Genomic DNA, 15002 nt, shown 5'->3' on the forward strand with positions numbered 1-15002 from the left:
GCCGACCCGACGAAGGACCCCCGATGAACCTGCCCGAGCTGGAGGCCCTGGCCGCCGACGCCTACGTCTACGGCTACCCGCTCGTCGCCGGCCTCACCATGGTCGAGCGCTTCGCCAAGGGCGGCCTGGGCACCCTCCCGGCGGCGCCGTTCAACCACTTCAGCCACGCCACCCGGCTGGCCGGCCCGGGCGACCACTTCGTCTCGGTCAACAACGACACCATCTACTCCATCGCCCAACTGGACCTCTCCGAGGGCCCGCAGGTGCTGCACGTCCCGGACACCGCCGGCGCCTACTACGTGCTGCAGTTCATCGGGGCCTGGACGGACAACGTCGCCTACCTCGGCAGCCGCGCCACCGGCACCGCGGCGCAGACCTGGCTGGTCGTCCCGCCGGACTGGCACGGCACCGCGCCGGACCCGGACCGGGTGATCGAACTGCCCACCACCGTCGGCACGATCGTCGGCCGGTTCGCCTGCGACGGCCCGGACGACCTGCCCCGGGTCAAGGCCCTCCAGGCCGCGCTCGCCCTGGAGCCGCTGGAGCCCGGCGGCCTGCCCGCCGGAGTGCCCGAGCCCGACCCGGACGTCCCCGAGCGGCTGGCCTTCTTCGAACGCCTGCGGGTGTGGATGCAGGCCTTCCCGCCGGCCACCCCCGACATCGAGTACCAGCGCCGCTTCGCCCCGCTCGGCCTGCTGGACGACGGCGCCTCGCCGTACCGCGCCGCCGCCGCCGAGTGGACCCTGGCGCTCGCCAAGGGCCTGGCCGCCGGGCGGGAGCGGGTCGAGGACGCGACCCGCCCGCCCGAGGACCACCCGCTCGGCGAGTGGCGCTCGGCGCTCCACCTCTTCGACTACAACCTCGACCACCTGGGCCCCGGCACCCTGGACGACCCCGAGTGGCGCATCCCCGACCGCCGCGCCGCCTACCTCAGCCGGGCCGCCGCCGCCCGGGCCGGGCTGTGGGGCAACCACGCCTACGAGGCCTCGTACGCGATGACCTACGACGACTCCGACGGCCGCCCGCTCACCGGCGCCAACAGCTACACCCTCCGCTTCGAGCAGCCCCCGCCGGCCGAGGCCTTCTGGTCCGTCACGATGTACTCGGTGCCGGACTACTACCTGGTGGAGAACCCGGTGGACCGCTACTCGATCGGCGACCGCACCCCCGGCCTGGTCTACGGCCCGGACGGCTCGCTGACCGTGACCCTCCAGCACGAGCAGCCCGAGGACCCGACGGCCGCCGCCAACTGGCTCCCCACCCCGCTCGGCGAGTTCCGCCCGATCATCCGGCTCTACCGGCCGAAGCCGTCGGTCCTGGACGGCACCTACCAGATCCCCCCGATCCACCGCCGCTGACACCCACCCCACCCCGACGCCCGGCGGCCCGCCTCCCTAGTGCCCCGCCGCAGCCCCCGTCGGGTGCGCTGAGGCACCGGCCGTCGGGGACGCCGTGGTCGCGGGCGGGCTGCTCGGCGGTCCGGAGGGGGACGGCGGGACCGTCCGGCTCGGCGTCGAGGTGGGCTGGGCCGAGGCCGTCGTCGAAGGGGACACCGGCGAGGAGGGCGAGGCCGAGGCCGACGAAGGCCCCGAGGGTGAAGGCCCGGAGGAAGGCCCGGACGAGGGCTGCGACGAGCTCCCCGACGAGGGCTGCGACGAGGGCTCCGCCGAGGAGGACGCGGAGCCGCCCCGGTTCTGCGGCCCGCCCTCCAGGGTGACCACCGCCTGGGAGGGCGGCAGCGCGATCCGGGCGGTCCAGTGGGTGGTGGGCGCGAGGTCCTCGTCCACGGTGACGATCACGGTGATCCGTTGCCCCGGCGCCAGCGTCCCCGAGTCGCGGCTGAGCCGGAGCCAGCCGGCGTCCGTCACCGCGTGCCAGCGGATCTCCGTGGTGCCGGAGTTGGTGAGGGTGAGCACCGTCCGGCTGCCGTACTCCCCGGCCTCGACGGTGAGCAGCCCGGCGGGCGCCGGGTCGACCCCGCCCGGCGCGGAGGCCCGTTCGACCGCGGGGGCCGGGGCGGCGACCAGGGTAGGGCTGCCGAGCGGGGTCGCGCCGTGGGCCGGCACCGGGACCAGCGGCCCCTGGAGGGTGAGCCGAGGAAAACCTGGCAGCAACGTTTCTGCACCCCTTCCACCACCGGCGTCAGCCGCCCCGCCGCCGCCCGCACCCGCCAGCTCCAGCCCGGGCATCCCCGCGACCGCGCCCACCCCGGCCGACCACGGCGGCCGCTGCCCGGCGTCCGACCCGGCCCCGTCCACCCGCACCGCGGACACCGAGGCCGCCGCCCCCGCCCCGGCGCCGCCCCGGTGCCCGGCCCAGAGCGCCACCACCGGCGCCGCCAGGACGGCCGCGAGCACCCCGGTGGTCACCACCCGCCGACGGACCGCCAGGCTCCGGCCCGCGTCCGGCGCCCGGTGCCGGGGGAAGCCGCCGTGGTCGAAGCGCAGCCCCGGCTCGGTCGCCGCGACACCCCGCCGCCCCGCCGCCCCGGCCGTCGGGGGCTGCGCCGCGCCGCCCGCCGGGGACAGGCCCGCCCCGCCCACCGGGGCCGGCGCCGTCAGCAGCGGCAGCCCCGACAGTCCGGAGGCGCCCTCCGCCGCTCCGCCGGCGGCCACCCGCTCCGCCGTCCCCCGGCAGGTCGGGCAGTCCACCACGTGCTGCACCAGCTCCCGCCGCAGCGCCGGGCCGAGCACCCAGTCCCGCCAGGACTCGGCCCCGGCCCCGCCCAGCCGGTCCAGCTCGGGGCAGCTGCCCACCCCGAGCACCAGCAGCGCCGCCCTGGTCCGGGCCACCTCGGCCTCGGCGGCGGCGAGCAGGGCCCGGGTCCGCTCGAACGGCAGGCCCAGGACGGCCGCCACCTCCAGCGGGGTCAGCCGGTGCCGGACGGAGAGTTCCAGCGCCTCGCGCTGCTCCGGGTCCGTACCGGCCGCCTCCGGCCAGGCGAGCGAGGCCAGCTCGCGCCGCCGCCGGACCGCCTCGGCCCCGGTCGGCTCCGCCCCGGGCTCAGCACCCGGGCCCGGGCAGGTCCCGTCCACCGGCCCGGTACCGTCCATCGGCGCGGTCCCGCCCTCCGGGCAGGCCCCGTCCGCGAGCCGCCGCAGGCAGCAGTACCGGGCCAGCGAGAAGAGCCAGGCCCGGACCAGTCCGGGCTCGGCCAGCCGGTTGCCGTGCCGTCGGGCCAGTTCGCGGACCTCGCGCAGGGCGCCGGCGGCCGCGTCGTGCTCGCACAGCACCGAGAGGCAGTAGGTGAACAGGCCGTCCACCTGCCGGTCGTACGCCGCGAGCACGGCGTCCGCAGCCCCGACGGGCCCAACAGTTCGCGTTGTCACCCGACCGACGGTAGGAGCAGCGGGCGGCCCGCCCCCGCCGTTCACCGCGTATGTACTTCTTTCGGGTAACAACATCGCCCATCTGTGTGGGTGAACGCCCGGTCCGACGGTGGTCCGCCGCTGTCACACCCAGCCGCTACCGTGGGCCGCATGCCTCCGCGTTCCAAGACCACCGCCAAGCCGCGCCCGGCCTACCGCTGCACCGAGTGCGGCAACCAGCTGCCCAAGTGGGTCGGCCGCTGCCCGGAGTGCAACGCCTGGGGCACGGTCGAGGAGTACGGCGCGGTGCCGATCCGCACCACCGCCGCGGGCCCGGTCAGCGCGCCCGCCCGGCCGATCGCCCAGGTGGACGGCCAGGTCGCGACGGCCCGCTCCACGGGCGTGCCGGAGCTCGACCGGGTGCTCGGCGGCGGCCTGGTGCCCGGTGCGGTGGTGCTGCTGGCCGGCGAGCCCGGCGTCGGCAAGTCCACCCTGCTGCTGGACGTCGCCGCCAAGGCGGCCACCGACCGGCACCGCACCCTCTACGTCACCGGCGAGGAGTCGGCCGGGCAGGTCCGGCTGCGCGCCGACCGGATCAACGCCCTCTCCGAGCACCTCTACCTCGCCGCCGAGCAGGACCTCGGCGCGGTGCTGGGGCACATCGAGGCGGTCAACCCCGGCCTGCTGATCCTGGACTCCGTGCAGACCATCGCCTCCGCCGAGCTGGACGGCGCCCCCGGCGGCCCGGCGCAGGTCCGCGAGGTGGCGGGCGCGCTGATCCGGGCCTCCAAGGACCGGGGCATGGCCACCCTGCTGGTCGGCCACGTCACCAAGGACGGCCAGATCGCCGGCCCCCGCCTGCTGGAGCACCTGGTGGACGTGGTGCTGAGCTTCGAGGGCGACCGGCACGCCCGGCTGCGGCTCATCCGCGGGGTCAAGAACCGCTACGGCGCCACCGACGAGGTGGGCTGCTTCGAGCTGCACGACGAGGGCATCGTCGGCCTGGCCGACCCGTCCGGCCTCTTCCTGACCAGGCGTGACAAGCCCGTCCCGGGCACCTGCCTCACCGTCACCCTGGAGGGGAAGCGCCCGTTGGTCGCCGAGGTGCAGGCGCTGATGGTGGATTCGCAGATCCCCTCCCCGCGGCGCACCACCTCGGGCCTGGAGTCGCCCCGGATCGCGATGATCCTGGCCGTGGTCGAGCGGCACGGCGGGGTGAAGCTCGGCAAGCAGGACATCTACACCGCGACGGTCGGCGGGGTGAAGCTGACCGAGCCCTCCGCCGACCTCGCGGTCGCGCTCGCGGTGGCCAGCTCCTCCACCGACACCCCGCTGCCCAGCAACCTGGTGGCGATCGGTGAGGTCGGCCTGGCGGGCGAGGTGCGGCGGGTGACGGGTGTGCAGCGCCGGCTGGCCGAGGCGCACCGGCTGGGCTTCACCCACGCCCTGGTCCCGCCGGACCCGGGCAAGGTGCCGCCGGGCATGAAGGTGGTCGAGGTGGCCGACATCGGTGAGGCGCTGCGGGCCATCCCGGGCCGCCGCCGGGCGGCCGCCAAGCCGCGCTCCGAGGCCCGCGGCGAGGCCCGTACCGAGGCCCGTACTGAGGCGCGTGGTGAGGCCCCGTCGGCCCCGCCGGCGCCCCGCGCACCCCGGGTCCCGGCGTACCCGGAGGAGCTGATGGACGGCTGGGAGCCGCTCGACTCCGACGAACTGCGCTGACCCAAGCCCTGCCGAAGCCGCACGCAGTTAGACTTTCCCCAGTCTCATTGGCCAGTAGGCAGTACCGGAGCGGTACTGAGCGACAGAGCAACAGACCGCGGACCGGCGCACGGCGCGAGGCGCGCGGCACGGGGTCGACCGGAGGAGTCACGTGGCAGCCAGCGACCGGGGGGCGGACAAGGCCTCCCGTGAGGAGGCCCTGCTGCGGGCCTCCCTCACCGCCATCGCGCCCGGTACCGCGCTTCGTGACGGACTGGAACGGGTCCTGCGGGCCAACACCGGCGGCCTGATCGTGCTGGGCTTCGACCGTACCGTCGAGTCCCTGTGCACCGGCGGCTTCGTCCTGGACGTCGAGTTCAGCGCGACCCGCCTGCGCGAGCTGTGCAAGCTCGACGGCGCGGTGGTGCTGGACAAGGACATCACCAAGATCGTCCGGGCCGGCGTCCACCTGATGCCGGACTCCACCATCCCCACCGACGAGACCGGCACCCGCCACCGCACCGCCGAGCGGGTCAACCGGCAGACCGGCTACCCGGTGGTCGCGGTCTCGCACTCGATGCGGCTGATCGCCATGTACGTCAACGGCACCCGCCGGGTGCTGGAAGACTCCACCACGGTCCTCTCCCGTGCCAACCAGGCGCTGGCCACCCTGGAGCGCTACAAGCTGCGCCTGGACGAGGTGGCCGGCACGCTCTCCGCCCTGGAGATCGAGGACCTGGTGACGGTCCGGGACGTCACCGCCGTGGCCCAGCGCCTGGAGATGGTCCGGCTGATCGCCACCGAGATCGCCGGCTACGTGCTGGAGCTCGGCATCGACGGCCGCCTGCTCTCGCTCCAGCTGGACGAGCTGATCGCCGGTGTGGAGCCGGAGCGCGAACTGGTCGCCCGGGACTACTTCCCGGAGCGCGCCGCCAAGAAGGGCCGCACGGTCACCGAGGTGCTGGCCGACCTGGAGGCGCTCACCCACGCCGAGCTGCTGGACCTGCAGACGGTCGCCAAGGCGCTCGGCTACTCCGGCACGCCGGAGTCCCTGGACTCCGCCGTCTCCCCGCGCGGCTACCGCCTGCTGGCGAAGATCCCGCGCCTGCCCAACACGGTGATAGAGCGCCTGGTCGAGCACTTCGGCGGCCTGCAGAAGCTGCTCGCGGCCAGCATCGACGACCTGCAGACGGTCGAGGGCGTCGGCGAGACCCGGGCCCGCTCGGTCCGCGAGGGCCTGTCCCGCCTTGCCGAATCGTCCATCCTGGAGCGCTACGTCTGACCGGACGTGCAGCGGACCGCGAACGGCCCCCGGAGAAACGCTTCCCCGGGGGCCGTTCCGCGTCCCGGGGCCCCGGAACGCGGGCCCGGACGGGCCGACGGGCCGACGGGCCGATGCGCGGAGCCCCCGACCGCTCGGCGGCCGGGGGCTCCGTAGGGGCGTGACGGACGCTCAGTTGTCCAGTCGGATCGAGGTCCGGGCCGACACCTTGTCGCCGGAGAGTCCGGTGAGCTCCGCCAGCACCACGTACGTCCCGTTCGCCGGGGCGGTCTGGTCGGCGGTCGCGCACTGCGGCTTGCTGCGGCTGCGGTCCCAGGTGAAGGTCTCGGTCTGGCTGCCGTTCGCCGGGATCTGCACCCAGATGTTGCCCTTGTCGGGCGGGCAGTCGCCGGAGGACCAGACCCGGTCGTTGTTGCTGCCGCTGCTGACCGTGATCACGGAGGCGGTGCGGCCCAGGTCCACCCGGCAGTTGGCGCCGGAGGAGTTCTTGACCGTGAGCGCCAGCTTGGGCTTGTCCTTGGGCTGGTACGAGTTCTGGGTGCCGGCCAGCTCCAGGGCGACCTGCGAGGAGGAGCAGACCGGGAGCGCCATCACCTCGGCGGTGTTCACCGCCGGGGCGCCACCGCCCGAGCCGCCGGTCCCGCCGGGCGCCGGGCTGCCGCCGCCGGCACCGCCCGAGCCGCCCGTACCGCCGCCCCCGCCGGGAGCACCGGAACCGCCCGAGCCGGAACCGCCCGAACCGCCGGAGCCGCCGGCGCCGCCACCCGTGGCGCCGCCGCTGAGGCCGACCTCGCTGCCGCCGCCGCTGGCCACCGGCCCGCCGCCGGAGCCGCCGCCGGCCGGGTGCGCCGCAGGGCCGCTCGGCGAGGCACCGGGCGTGATCGCCTGAGCGGGTGTCTGGCTCTGGGACGGCACGGCCTGCGCGGCCTTGCTCGATGAGCCGCCGTCACCACCCCCGCCCTGATCGGTCATCAGCCAGGCGATCAGGGCGACGACCGCCGCGACGGCGACGAGCACGACGACACGCCGACGCCAGTAGATCGAGGCCGGCAGCGGTCCCACGGGTTGACGCAAAGAGGGCACGATCAAACTCTATGGGACTGCGTGTGGCGATTGACTCACCAACACCGCACAGTCGCCCCTTCTTTCACATGATCCGCCATTTGATCCGTTCGAGGGAGACCTTTCACCCGGACGCCCGGGCGGGAACCGAGGAGAGAGCGACGGAGAACGGCCCGTCCGGAGCCCATGCATCCGCTTCGGCCCGGCTCCGCGGCCGTGGGAGGATCGAAGGGCCATGACTGCCATCACCGCCACCGAAGCCGCCCCCGCGCCGCCCCTGCCCCTGCCGCTGCTGCACTCGACCGTCATCGACTGGTACGAGGCCAGCAAGCGCGACCTGCCCTGGCGGACCCCCGACGCGACGCCCTGGGCCGTCATGGTGAGCGAGTTCATGCTCCAGCAGACCCCGGTGAAGCGGGTGCTGCCCGCCTGGCAGGCCTGGATGACCCGCTGGCCCACCCCCGCCGACCTCGCCGCCGAGGCGCCCGGCGAGGCGGTCCGGATGTGGGGCCGGCTGGGCTACCCGCGCCGCGCGCTGCGCCTGCACGGGGCCGCCGTGGCGATCACCGAGGAGCACGGCGGCGAGGTCCCGGACGACCACGCCACGCTGCTCTCGCTGCCCGGGGTGGGGGAGTACACCGCCGCCGCCGTCGCCTCCTTCGCCTTCCGCCAGCGGCACGTGGTGCTGGACACCAACGTCCGCCGGGTCTTCGCCCGCGCGGTGACCGGCGTCGAGTACCCGGCCACCGCCACCACCGCCGCCGAGCGCCGCACCGCGACCGCGCTGCTGCCGGACGACGCCGCGACGGCCGCCACCTGGGCGGTCGGCGTGATGGAGCTGGGCGCCCTGGTCTGCACCGCCCGCGGCCCGGAGTGCGGGCAGTGCCCGCTGTTCACCGTCTGCGCCTGGCAGCGGGCCGGCCGCCCGCCGTACGAGGGCCCGGCCCGGCGCGGCCAGACCTACGAGGGCACCGACCGCCAGGTGCGCGGCAAGCTGCTCGCGGTGCTGCGCGAGGCGCACGGCACCGTCCCGCAGGCCCGGCTGGACGCGGTCTGGCCGGACGCGGTGCAGCGCGCCCGGGCCCTGGACGGCCTGGTCGCCGACGGCCTGGTCGAACCGGTCGAGCAGGGCGTCTACCGACTGCCCCGGTAGGAACGGAACGGCGCGCCCCCGGGAGGTCCTCTCCCGGGGGCGCCGTGGTCCGTGCGGAGCGGGTCAGACCGCCGCGGCCTCCAGCGAGGCCTCGGCCGGCTTCTCGCCCTTGCCGGTGCCGCGCAGCGGCACCTCGCGCAGGAACACCGCCGCGGCGATGGAGATCACGGCCACCCCGGCGCCCCACAGGAAGACGGTGTGCATGCCGTTGGACACCGCGTGGTGGTAGGCGTCCTGGACGACCTCGGGCAGCTTGCGCAGCTCGGCCGGGCTCATCTGGCCCGGGTCCTTCGCCCCGCCGCCGGCCGAGGCCTGCTCGCCCAGGCGCGAGGTCATGGTGTCCTTCACCCGGTTGTTGAACAGGGCGCCGAACAGCGCGACACCGAAGGAACCGCCGATGGTGCGGAACAGGGTGGCGGTGGAGCTGGCCACGCCCATGTCCTTGAGCTCGACGCTGTTCTGCGCGACCAGCATGGTGATCTGCATCAGGAAGCCCATGCCGGCGCCGAGCACGACCATCCAGCAGGCCGAGGTGAAGCTGCTGGTCCCGACGCCCATGGTGGAGAGCAGGAGCATGCCGCCGGTCATCACGACGGTGCCGATGATCGGGAAGACCCGGTACTTGCCGGTCTTGGTGACGGCCTGGCCGACCACCAGCGAGACGACCAGCATGCCGAACATCATCGGCATCAGCAGCAGGCCGGAGTTGGTCGCCGAGGCGCCCTGGACGATCTGCTGGTAGAGCGGCAGGAAGACGGTCGAGCCGAACATCACGAAGCCGACCACGAAGCCGATGATCGAGACCAGGGTGAAGTTCAGGTTCTTGAACAGGCTCAGCGGCAGCATCGGCTCCTGGGCCCGCTGCTCGACGTAGCAGAAGGCGATCAGCGAGGCGACGGCGAGCGCGGCCAGGCCGAGGATCTCCTTGGAGCCCCAGGCGTACTGCTGGCCGCCCCAGGTGGTGATCAGCACCAGCGAGGTGATGCCCGCGGTGAGCAGCACGGCGCCCGGGTAGTCGATCCGGGCGGTGTTGGTGACCTTCGGCAGCTTGAGGGTGACGATGACGACGGCGAGGGCTATCAGGCCGAGCGGCAGGTTGATGTAGAAGGTCCAGTGCCAGCTCAGGTGGTCCGTGATGAAGCCGCCGACCAGCGGGCCGCCGATGGTGGCGAGGGCCATCACGGCGGCGAACATGCCCTGGTACTTGCCGCGGTCACGCGGCGGGACGAGCGCACCCATGATCGACATGACGCCGACCATCAGACCGCCGGCGCCGAGGCCCTGCACGGCCCGGAAGCCGATCAGCTCGTTCATGTTCTGGGACAGGCCGGACAGTGCCGAACCCACCAGGAAGATCACGATCGAGGTCAGGAAGACGCCCTTGCGACCGTAGAGGTCGCCGAGCTTGCCCCAGATCGGGGTGGAGGCGGCGGTGGCCAGGGTGTACGCGGTCACCACCCAGGAGAGGTGCTCGGCACCGCCGAGGTCACCGACGATGGTCGGCATCGCGGTGCCGACGATCAGGTTGTCGAGCATGGCGAGCAGCATCGTGACGACCAGGCCGACCATCACGAGGCGGATCTCGCGGGGCGACCGCGGCTGTTCCTCCTCGGTCGCCTTGTCCTCCGGTACCGGGCCGGCGGTCTTGGACTGTGACATGGGGTGGGGTCTCCCGAGGGTGTTTCGGACGGGCCTCGCGCCGCCTGTGCGGATCACTTACTTGACGCCCGGCTAGTTTATCGATCGTCGGCACGGTAGGCTTTTTACTAGCCGGTCGTCAAGCCAGTTTTAAGACCGGGCGCCTGGGCAGGGACAATGGCCCGGGGCGGACGCCACCCTGGGTCCGCAGCAGTCACCCCAGCAGTCACCCCAGTAGTCACCGACGCAGTCAACGAGGCAGGCCATGGGCACTCCGCACAGCCCCCGCAGCGACACCCGGGCTCGCATCATCGAGGTGTCGTTGGAGCTCTTCTCGGAGCAGGGCTACGAGCAGACCTCGCTGCGTGAGATCGCCGACCGACTGGGCGTCACCAAGGCCGCGCTGTACTACCACTTCAAGACCAAGGACGACATCGTCCTGGGCATCGTCGAGCGGATGGCCGCCCCGATCGACGAGATCATCGCGTGGGGCCGGGAGCAGCAGTCCTGGAGCCCGGAGATGCGCGACGAGATGATCCGGCGCTACGCGGACGGGATGAGCGAGCGGGCCCCGCTGCTGCGCTTCTTCCACGAGAACCAGCCCGCGCTGCGCGACTCCCCGGCCGGGCTGGCCTTCCGGGAGCGCGTGATCACCATGATGCAGCTGGTGCACGGGCCCGACGCCGGGTTCCGGGACCGCCTGCGGGCGGCGATGGCGCTGTTCACCGCCCACTCGGCGTTCTTCCTGCTCAAGCAGGACTCCTCCGACGGCGGCGACACCGAGAACGTGTGGGGCGAGAAGCTGCCGGCCGCGGACCTGGAGGAGGCGCTCGAAGCGGCCCGCGAGGTCTCGCTGGAGATCAGCGCCCGGATCGGGCAGCCCGCCCGGGGCTGAGCGGCGGTCCTCAGAACGCCGTGACGCCGTGCGCGGCGAGGTAGGCGATCGGGTCGACCACCGCGCCGTAGCGGTTGCTGGTGCGGATCTCGAAGTGCAGGTGCGGCCCGGTGGAGTTGCCGGTGTTCCCGGACAGCCCGACCCGCCGGCCCGCCGACACCCGGTCACCGGCCGACACCGAGACCGCGGACAGGTGCGCGTACTGCGCGAAGTGCCCGTCGGCCAGCCGCAGGACGACCTCCTTGCCGTAGGCGCCGTCCCAGCCGGCCGAGACCACGGTCGCGTCGCCGACGGCCAGCACCGGCGTGCCGGGGGAGACCGCGAAGTCCACCCCGGTGTGGTACCCGGCGGCGTAGCCGGAGTTGGCCACCCCGTACGGATTGCTGGTCGGCGCGTCCGGCGCCGGCGCCGACCAGTCCGGCGCGGGCGCGGGCGCGGGGGCCGGTGCGGCCTCCGGCTGCGAACCGGGCTGCTCGGCGGGCTGCTCGGCGGGCGCGGGCTCCGCGCCCGGCGGGTCGAGCGGCAGCAGGTTGGGCGCCACCGCCACGAAGGCCTGCGCCGAGGCGGCGTCCTCCGGCAGCTTGTACGGGCTCGGTCCGGCCACCTGCACCAGGCCCGGGTCGGGCACCTCCGCCCGCGGGGCGGTGAAGGCCGAGCTGCCCGGCGTGGTCGGCCGTACGGTCTGCGCCGAGGCGCTGCCGGGGGCGGCGACCAGCAGCACTCCCGCCAGCAGCGCGGCGGCCGCCCCGGCCGAGGCCACCGCGTGGTCGCGCTCGGTCCGCTGCCGGCTGCCCGGCAGGGTGGCGTGCCGGGGGGTGGTGAGCAGGCGCAGCGGCGGTACGGCGCGGCTGCGCAGGGCCTGGGTGATCCGCGGCTGCCAGACGGCCGCCTGGGCCGTCGCGCGGACGGCGAGCCGGCGCAGGGCCGGCCCCACGGGCGGGACGTTGGACATCGCGGGTCGTACCTCACGGTCGTACGGGGGCAGCACGGAACGCCGGTCGGGCGGTCGGCTGCGCGGGGGAGCACTCAGCTTTAACCGTCACCGAGCGCAGCCCCAAACCCGGCGACGTACTACCCCGCATAGTCGGCGTGGCGCCGGGGATTCAAGCCGACGGAGTAATGATCATGAGATCGGATCGCCGGGGCCCGACCGGGTCCGCGCCGCGGTCCCGTCCCGCCGACTACTAGGCCCGGTCGTACCGCGCCGAACCGCTGTGACCAGTGCCACCCGGCGTCCTGGGCCCGGGCCGGGGCCGACCGCCGAAAAAGCGTCCGGCCCGCCCCCGCGCGGTGGCGGGGGCGGGCCGGACGTGGAGAACTCAGTGCCGCGCGATCACGGCCTGACCGTCAGGGACGATCAGTTGTCGACCGGGCGGACCCGGATCCAGGTCTCCAGGTAGTTCGCGGACTCGTTCTCGACCTCGATGCTGGTGCCGGTCTTCGGCACGTCCACACCGGCGTACGGGTTGTCCTTCGACCACCAGGACTTCAGGTCGGAGAACTCGTCGACGCCCTTGGACTTCGGGATGACGGTCTCGGCGTCGGCCTTGTGCAGGGTCAGCGCCGGGACGCGGCGCGAACCGAAGGTCGAGTCGAAGCCCTGCATGCGCGGACGCATCAGGGTGCCGTCGGACCACTTCATCGGGGTCGGGTGCGAGTCGACCGGCAGGACCAGGCCGTGGCCCGGGTGGGCGCTGACGTTGTTGTCGGTCTGCGACTCGTCCCAGTACCAGATCAGCAGGCCGGGCTGGTACGAGTAGTGCTCGACCCAGTTGGGCTTGGCGGCCGAACCGAAGTTGTACGGGCCGGTCTTGAGGGTCTGGTCGAACGACACGTACTGCTTGTTCTCCGCGATGTAGTACTGCGCGTAGTCCTTGGTGTACGAGCCGCCGAAGCGGGTGAAGCCGGCGGCGGTCCAGCCGTTGTCGCCGTTCTCCACGTCGTCGCTGAACACGGTGGCGCCGTCGGCGACCACGGCGATGTTGTCCGCCGCGAAGCCGCGGTAGTGCAGACCGCCGTCAGTGGTGTTGTGGTAGCGGAACTGGATCTTCTTGCCGGCGTAGGCGTCCAGGTTGAACGACAGGTCGCCCCAGGCGGCGGTGAGGCCGCTGAGGGCCGGGCGGCCGTTCTCCTTCGGGAGGGCGGCGCCGTTCCAGGTGCCGTCCACCACGGTCCAGGTCTTGCCACCGTCGGTGGAGACCTCGCCGAAGGCGTAGTCGAAGTCCGGCTCCAGCTCGTACCAGGCCTTGGCGTTGATGCTGGCCTTGGCCTTACCGGTCAGGTCGATCTCGCGGGTCAGCGTGACGTTCAGGTTGTCGGCGCTGCCGCTCCACCACTCGCTGTTGCCGGCGAAGGGCTTGTTGATGTCGGTGGTGATGCTCTTCTTCGGCAGGTCGACGATGAGCGCCTGCGGAAGGTCGGTGTTGTACTCGACCGGGCCGATGTGGTGGGTCGACTCGGTGCCCGCCTTGGCGCGGTCGGCCTTGAGCCAGCCGAGCTGGTACTTGCTCCAGGCGTCGAGGTCGTTCGGCATGTCGCCGATGCTGTCCTTGCCCTCGCCGAGCCAGGAGCCGGAGGACATCAGGGACCAGAAGCCGACCGAGTTGTCGATGCCCTTGCCGGCGGTGTCGTAGAGGTCCGGCAGACCGAGGTCGTGGCCGTACTCGTGCGCGAAGACGCCGAGGCCGCCGTTCTCCGGCTGCATCGTGTAGTCGCCGATCCAGAGGCCGGTGTTGCCGACCTGGACGCCGCCGAGCTTGTTGTTGTCCGGGCCGGCCTGGCCGGTCAGGTTGCCGTAGACGTACGAGCGGTGCGCCCACAGGGCCTTGCTGCCCTGCTTGCCGCCACCGGCCGACTTGTCCTCGCCGGCGTGCACGATCTGGAAGTGGTCGATGTACCCGTCGGGCTGGTTGAAGTTCCCGTCGTGGTGCGAACCGTAGCGGTCCCACTGGTCGTACTGGGCCAGCGTCGCCTTGATCTGGGCGTCGCTCTGACCCTTCGCCAGCTGGTCCTTGTACCAGATGTCGACGGCGTCGCGGATCAGGTCCTGGGCGCTCGCGCAGACGTTGGAGCCGCAGTAGTCGGAGCCGTACCGGGCCTCGTTCCACGGCACCCGGACCCAGTCCGAGACCACGCCGTCGACCGAGTAGCGGCCCGAGGACTGCTTCTCGTAGAAGGTCTTCAGCGAGGGCTTGTCCTTGGCGAAGTACAGGTCCTGGAAGTGCTGCTGGTTGTAGTCGGCCTGCCAGGCGGTCGAGTTGTTCGTGGCGCGGTCGGGCGCTGCGATCTCGTTGTGCTTGGGGCCCGGGTCGCCGCCGTACTTGACCTTGCCGTCGGCGGTCTTGGTGGTGTTGTCGACCTGGTCGCCGAAGTCGACCAGGATCGTGAAGATCTTGTCCGTGCGCTCACGGGCGAGCTCGACGTACTTGTCCTTGCCGAGCTTCACGCTGGTGCTGCCGTTGTGCTGCTCGACCTGGGCGGTGCCGTTGAGCAGCTGCTCGGTGGCGGCCTTCTTCTCCGCGTCGACCTTGGCGGTCAGCGGGCCCGGGATGTTGTGCTCGGTGTTCTGGACGGCCTCGGCCGGGTCCTTCGGAACCGGTGCCGAGCCGGCTGCGACGGCGCTGCTCGGGAACAGACCCGCGCCGAGCGTGACTATGACCGCCGCCGCGGTGGTGACCGCTGCGGCTCTCCTGGTGGTCTTCAACGTTGTGACGCCCTCCCCGACCGAGCTGACTCTTGGCCAAGGCCCGGTAAACCAATATGAAAGACAGGTGGACGTCATTTGACCGAAGTGGGGCTGGAAAAGATAGACCTTGACCCTGACATGGCCACGGCGCTATGCTCGCCGATTTCCTGTCAGCTGACGGCTGCTCAGAGAAGGCCTGGTCAGGGCCCTGCGCGGGACCCCGGAACGCCACGAGCCCCCGGCGCGAACGCCGGGGGCTCGTGGCTGTGAAGTTGTCTGTT

10 protein-coding genes are annotated in these 15002 nt (G+C 73.0%); 5 read left to right on the top strand and 5 right to left on the bottom strand.

Features of this window, described 5'->3' with window-relative positions; translation table 11 throughout:
- The first annotated feature begins 23 nt into the window (after positions 1–23).
- Entirely contained in the window at positions 24–1358 is a 1335-nt protein-coding gene (locus ACZ4W5_RS02645) for a DUF1254 domain-containing protein (RefSeq protein WP_360225758.1), read from the top strand.
- Positions 1359–1394: 36 nt separating this feature from the next.
- Here the strand turns inward: ACZ4W5_RS02645 and ACZ4W5_RS02650 are convergent, their stop codons facing one another.
- On the bottom strand, positions 1395–3329 hold the full coding sequence (locus ACZ4W5_RS02650) for a BACON domain-containing protein (protein ID WP_465652330.1): 1935 nt from the start codon (positions 3327–3329) through the stop codon (positions 1395–1397).
- Between the two features lie 150 nt (positions 3330–3479).
- Between ACZ4W5_RS02650 and radA the strand changes: the two genes are divergently transcribed.
- Both radA and disA read left to right on the top strand, forming a co-directional pair.
- Positions 3480–5027: a DNA repair protein RadA gene (gene radA, locus ACZ4W5_RS02655; protein WP_402482032.1), complete on the top strand. Its 1548-nt coding sequence runs from the start codon at positions 3480–3482 to the stop codon at positions 5025–5027.
- A 202-nt stretch (positions 5028–5229) separates the two neighbouring features.
- Positions 5230–6288: a DNA integrity scanning diadenylate cyclase DisA gene (gene disA, locus ACZ4W5_RS02660; protein ID WP_350745866.1), complete on the top strand. Its 1059-nt coding sequence runs from the start codon at positions 5230–5232 to the stop codon at positions 6286–6288.
- A 171-nt stretch (positions 6289–6459) separates the two neighbouring features.
- Here the strand turns inward: disA and ACZ4W5_RS02665 are convergent, their stop codons facing one another.
- Positions 6460–7350 carry a hypothetical protein gene (locus ACZ4W5_RS02665; RefSeq protein ID WP_465652332.1) on the bottom strand — a complete coding sequence of 297 codons (891 nt, stop codon included), beginning with the start codon at positions 7348–7350 and terminating at the stop codon, positions 6460–6462.
- A gap of 235 nt (positions 7351–7585) precedes the next feature.
- Here ACZ4W5_RS02665 and ACZ4W5_RS02670 point away from each other — a divergent pair, with 235 nt between their 5' ends.
- Positions 7586–8503, top strand: coding sequence for an HhH-GPD family protein (locus ACZ4W5_RS02670; RefSeq protein WP_402482036.1), 918 nt, complete (start codon positions 7586–7588; stop codon positions 8501–8503).
- Between the two features lie 63 nt (positions 8504–8566).
- Here ACZ4W5_RS02670 and ACZ4W5_RS02675 read toward each other — a convergent pair whose 3' ends face one another.
- Positions 8567–10162 carry an MDR family MFS transporter gene (locus ACZ4W5_RS02675; RefSeq protein ID WP_360225773.1) on the bottom strand — a complete coding sequence of 532 codons (1596 nt, stop codon included), beginning with the start codon at positions 10160–10162 and terminating at the stop codon, positions 8567–8569.
- A 244-nt stretch (positions 10163–10406) separates the two neighbouring features.
- Between ACZ4W5_RS02675 and ACZ4W5_RS02680 the strand changes: the two genes are divergently transcribed.
- Entirely contained in the window at positions 10407–11036 is a 630-nt protein-coding gene (locus ACZ4W5_RS02680) for a TetR/AcrR family transcriptional regulator (RefSeq protein WP_465652335.1), read from the top strand.
- Positions 11037–11046: 10 nt separating this feature from the next.
- On the opposite strand, the gene ACZ4W5_RS02685 is transcribed toward ACZ4W5_RS02680, so the two are convergent.
- Both ACZ4W5_RS02685 and ACZ4W5_RS02690 read right to left on the bottom strand, forming a co-directional pair.
- Positions 11047–11988, bottom strand: coding sequence for a M23 family metallopeptidase (locus ACZ4W5_RS02685; protein WP_465652336.1), 942 nt, complete (start codon positions 11986–11988; stop codon positions 11047–11049).
- Between the two features lie 405 nt (positions 11989–12393).
- Positions 12394–14739 carry an immune inhibitor A domain-containing protein gene (locus tag ACZ4W5_RS02690; RefSeq protein WP_465652337.1) on the bottom strand — a complete coding sequence of 782 codons (2346 nt, stop codon included), beginning with the start codon at positions 14737–14739 and terminating at the stop codon, positions 12394–12396.
- Between the last annotated feature and the right edge of the window lie 263 nt (positions 14740–15002).

This window comes from Kitasatospora sp. NPDC029367 (genome assembly GCF_055569135.1).

What these genes read in the sequence shown, in the direction of transcription:
- ACZ4W5_RS02680 (WP_465652335.1), top strand. Translation starts at nt 10,407, where the DNA reads ATGGGCACTCCGCACAGCCCCCGCAGCGACACCCGGGCTCGCATCATC.
- ACZ4W5_RS02685 (WP_465652336.1), bottom strand. Translation starts at nt 11,988, where the DNA reads ATGTCCAACGTCCCGCCCGTGGGGCCGGCCCTGCGCCGGCTCGCCGTC.
- ACZ4W5_RS02670 (WP_402482036.1), top strand. Translation starts at nt 7,586, where the DNA reads ATGACTGCCATCACCGCCACCGAAGCCGCCCCCGCGCCGCCCCTGCCC.
- ACZ4W5_RS02675 (WP_360225773.1), bottom strand. Translation starts at nt 10,162, where the DNA reads ATGTCACAGTCCAAGACCGCCGGCCCGGTACCGGAGGACAAGGCGACC.
- ACZ4W5_RS02645 (WP_360225758.1), top strand. Translation starts at nt 24, where the DNA reads ATGAACCTGCCCGAGCTGGAGGCCCTGGCCGCCGACGCCTACGTCTAC.
- radA (WP_402482032.1), top strand. Translation starts at nt 3,480, where the DNA reads ATGCCTCCGCGTTCCAAGACCACCGCCAAGCCGCGCCCGGCCTACCGC.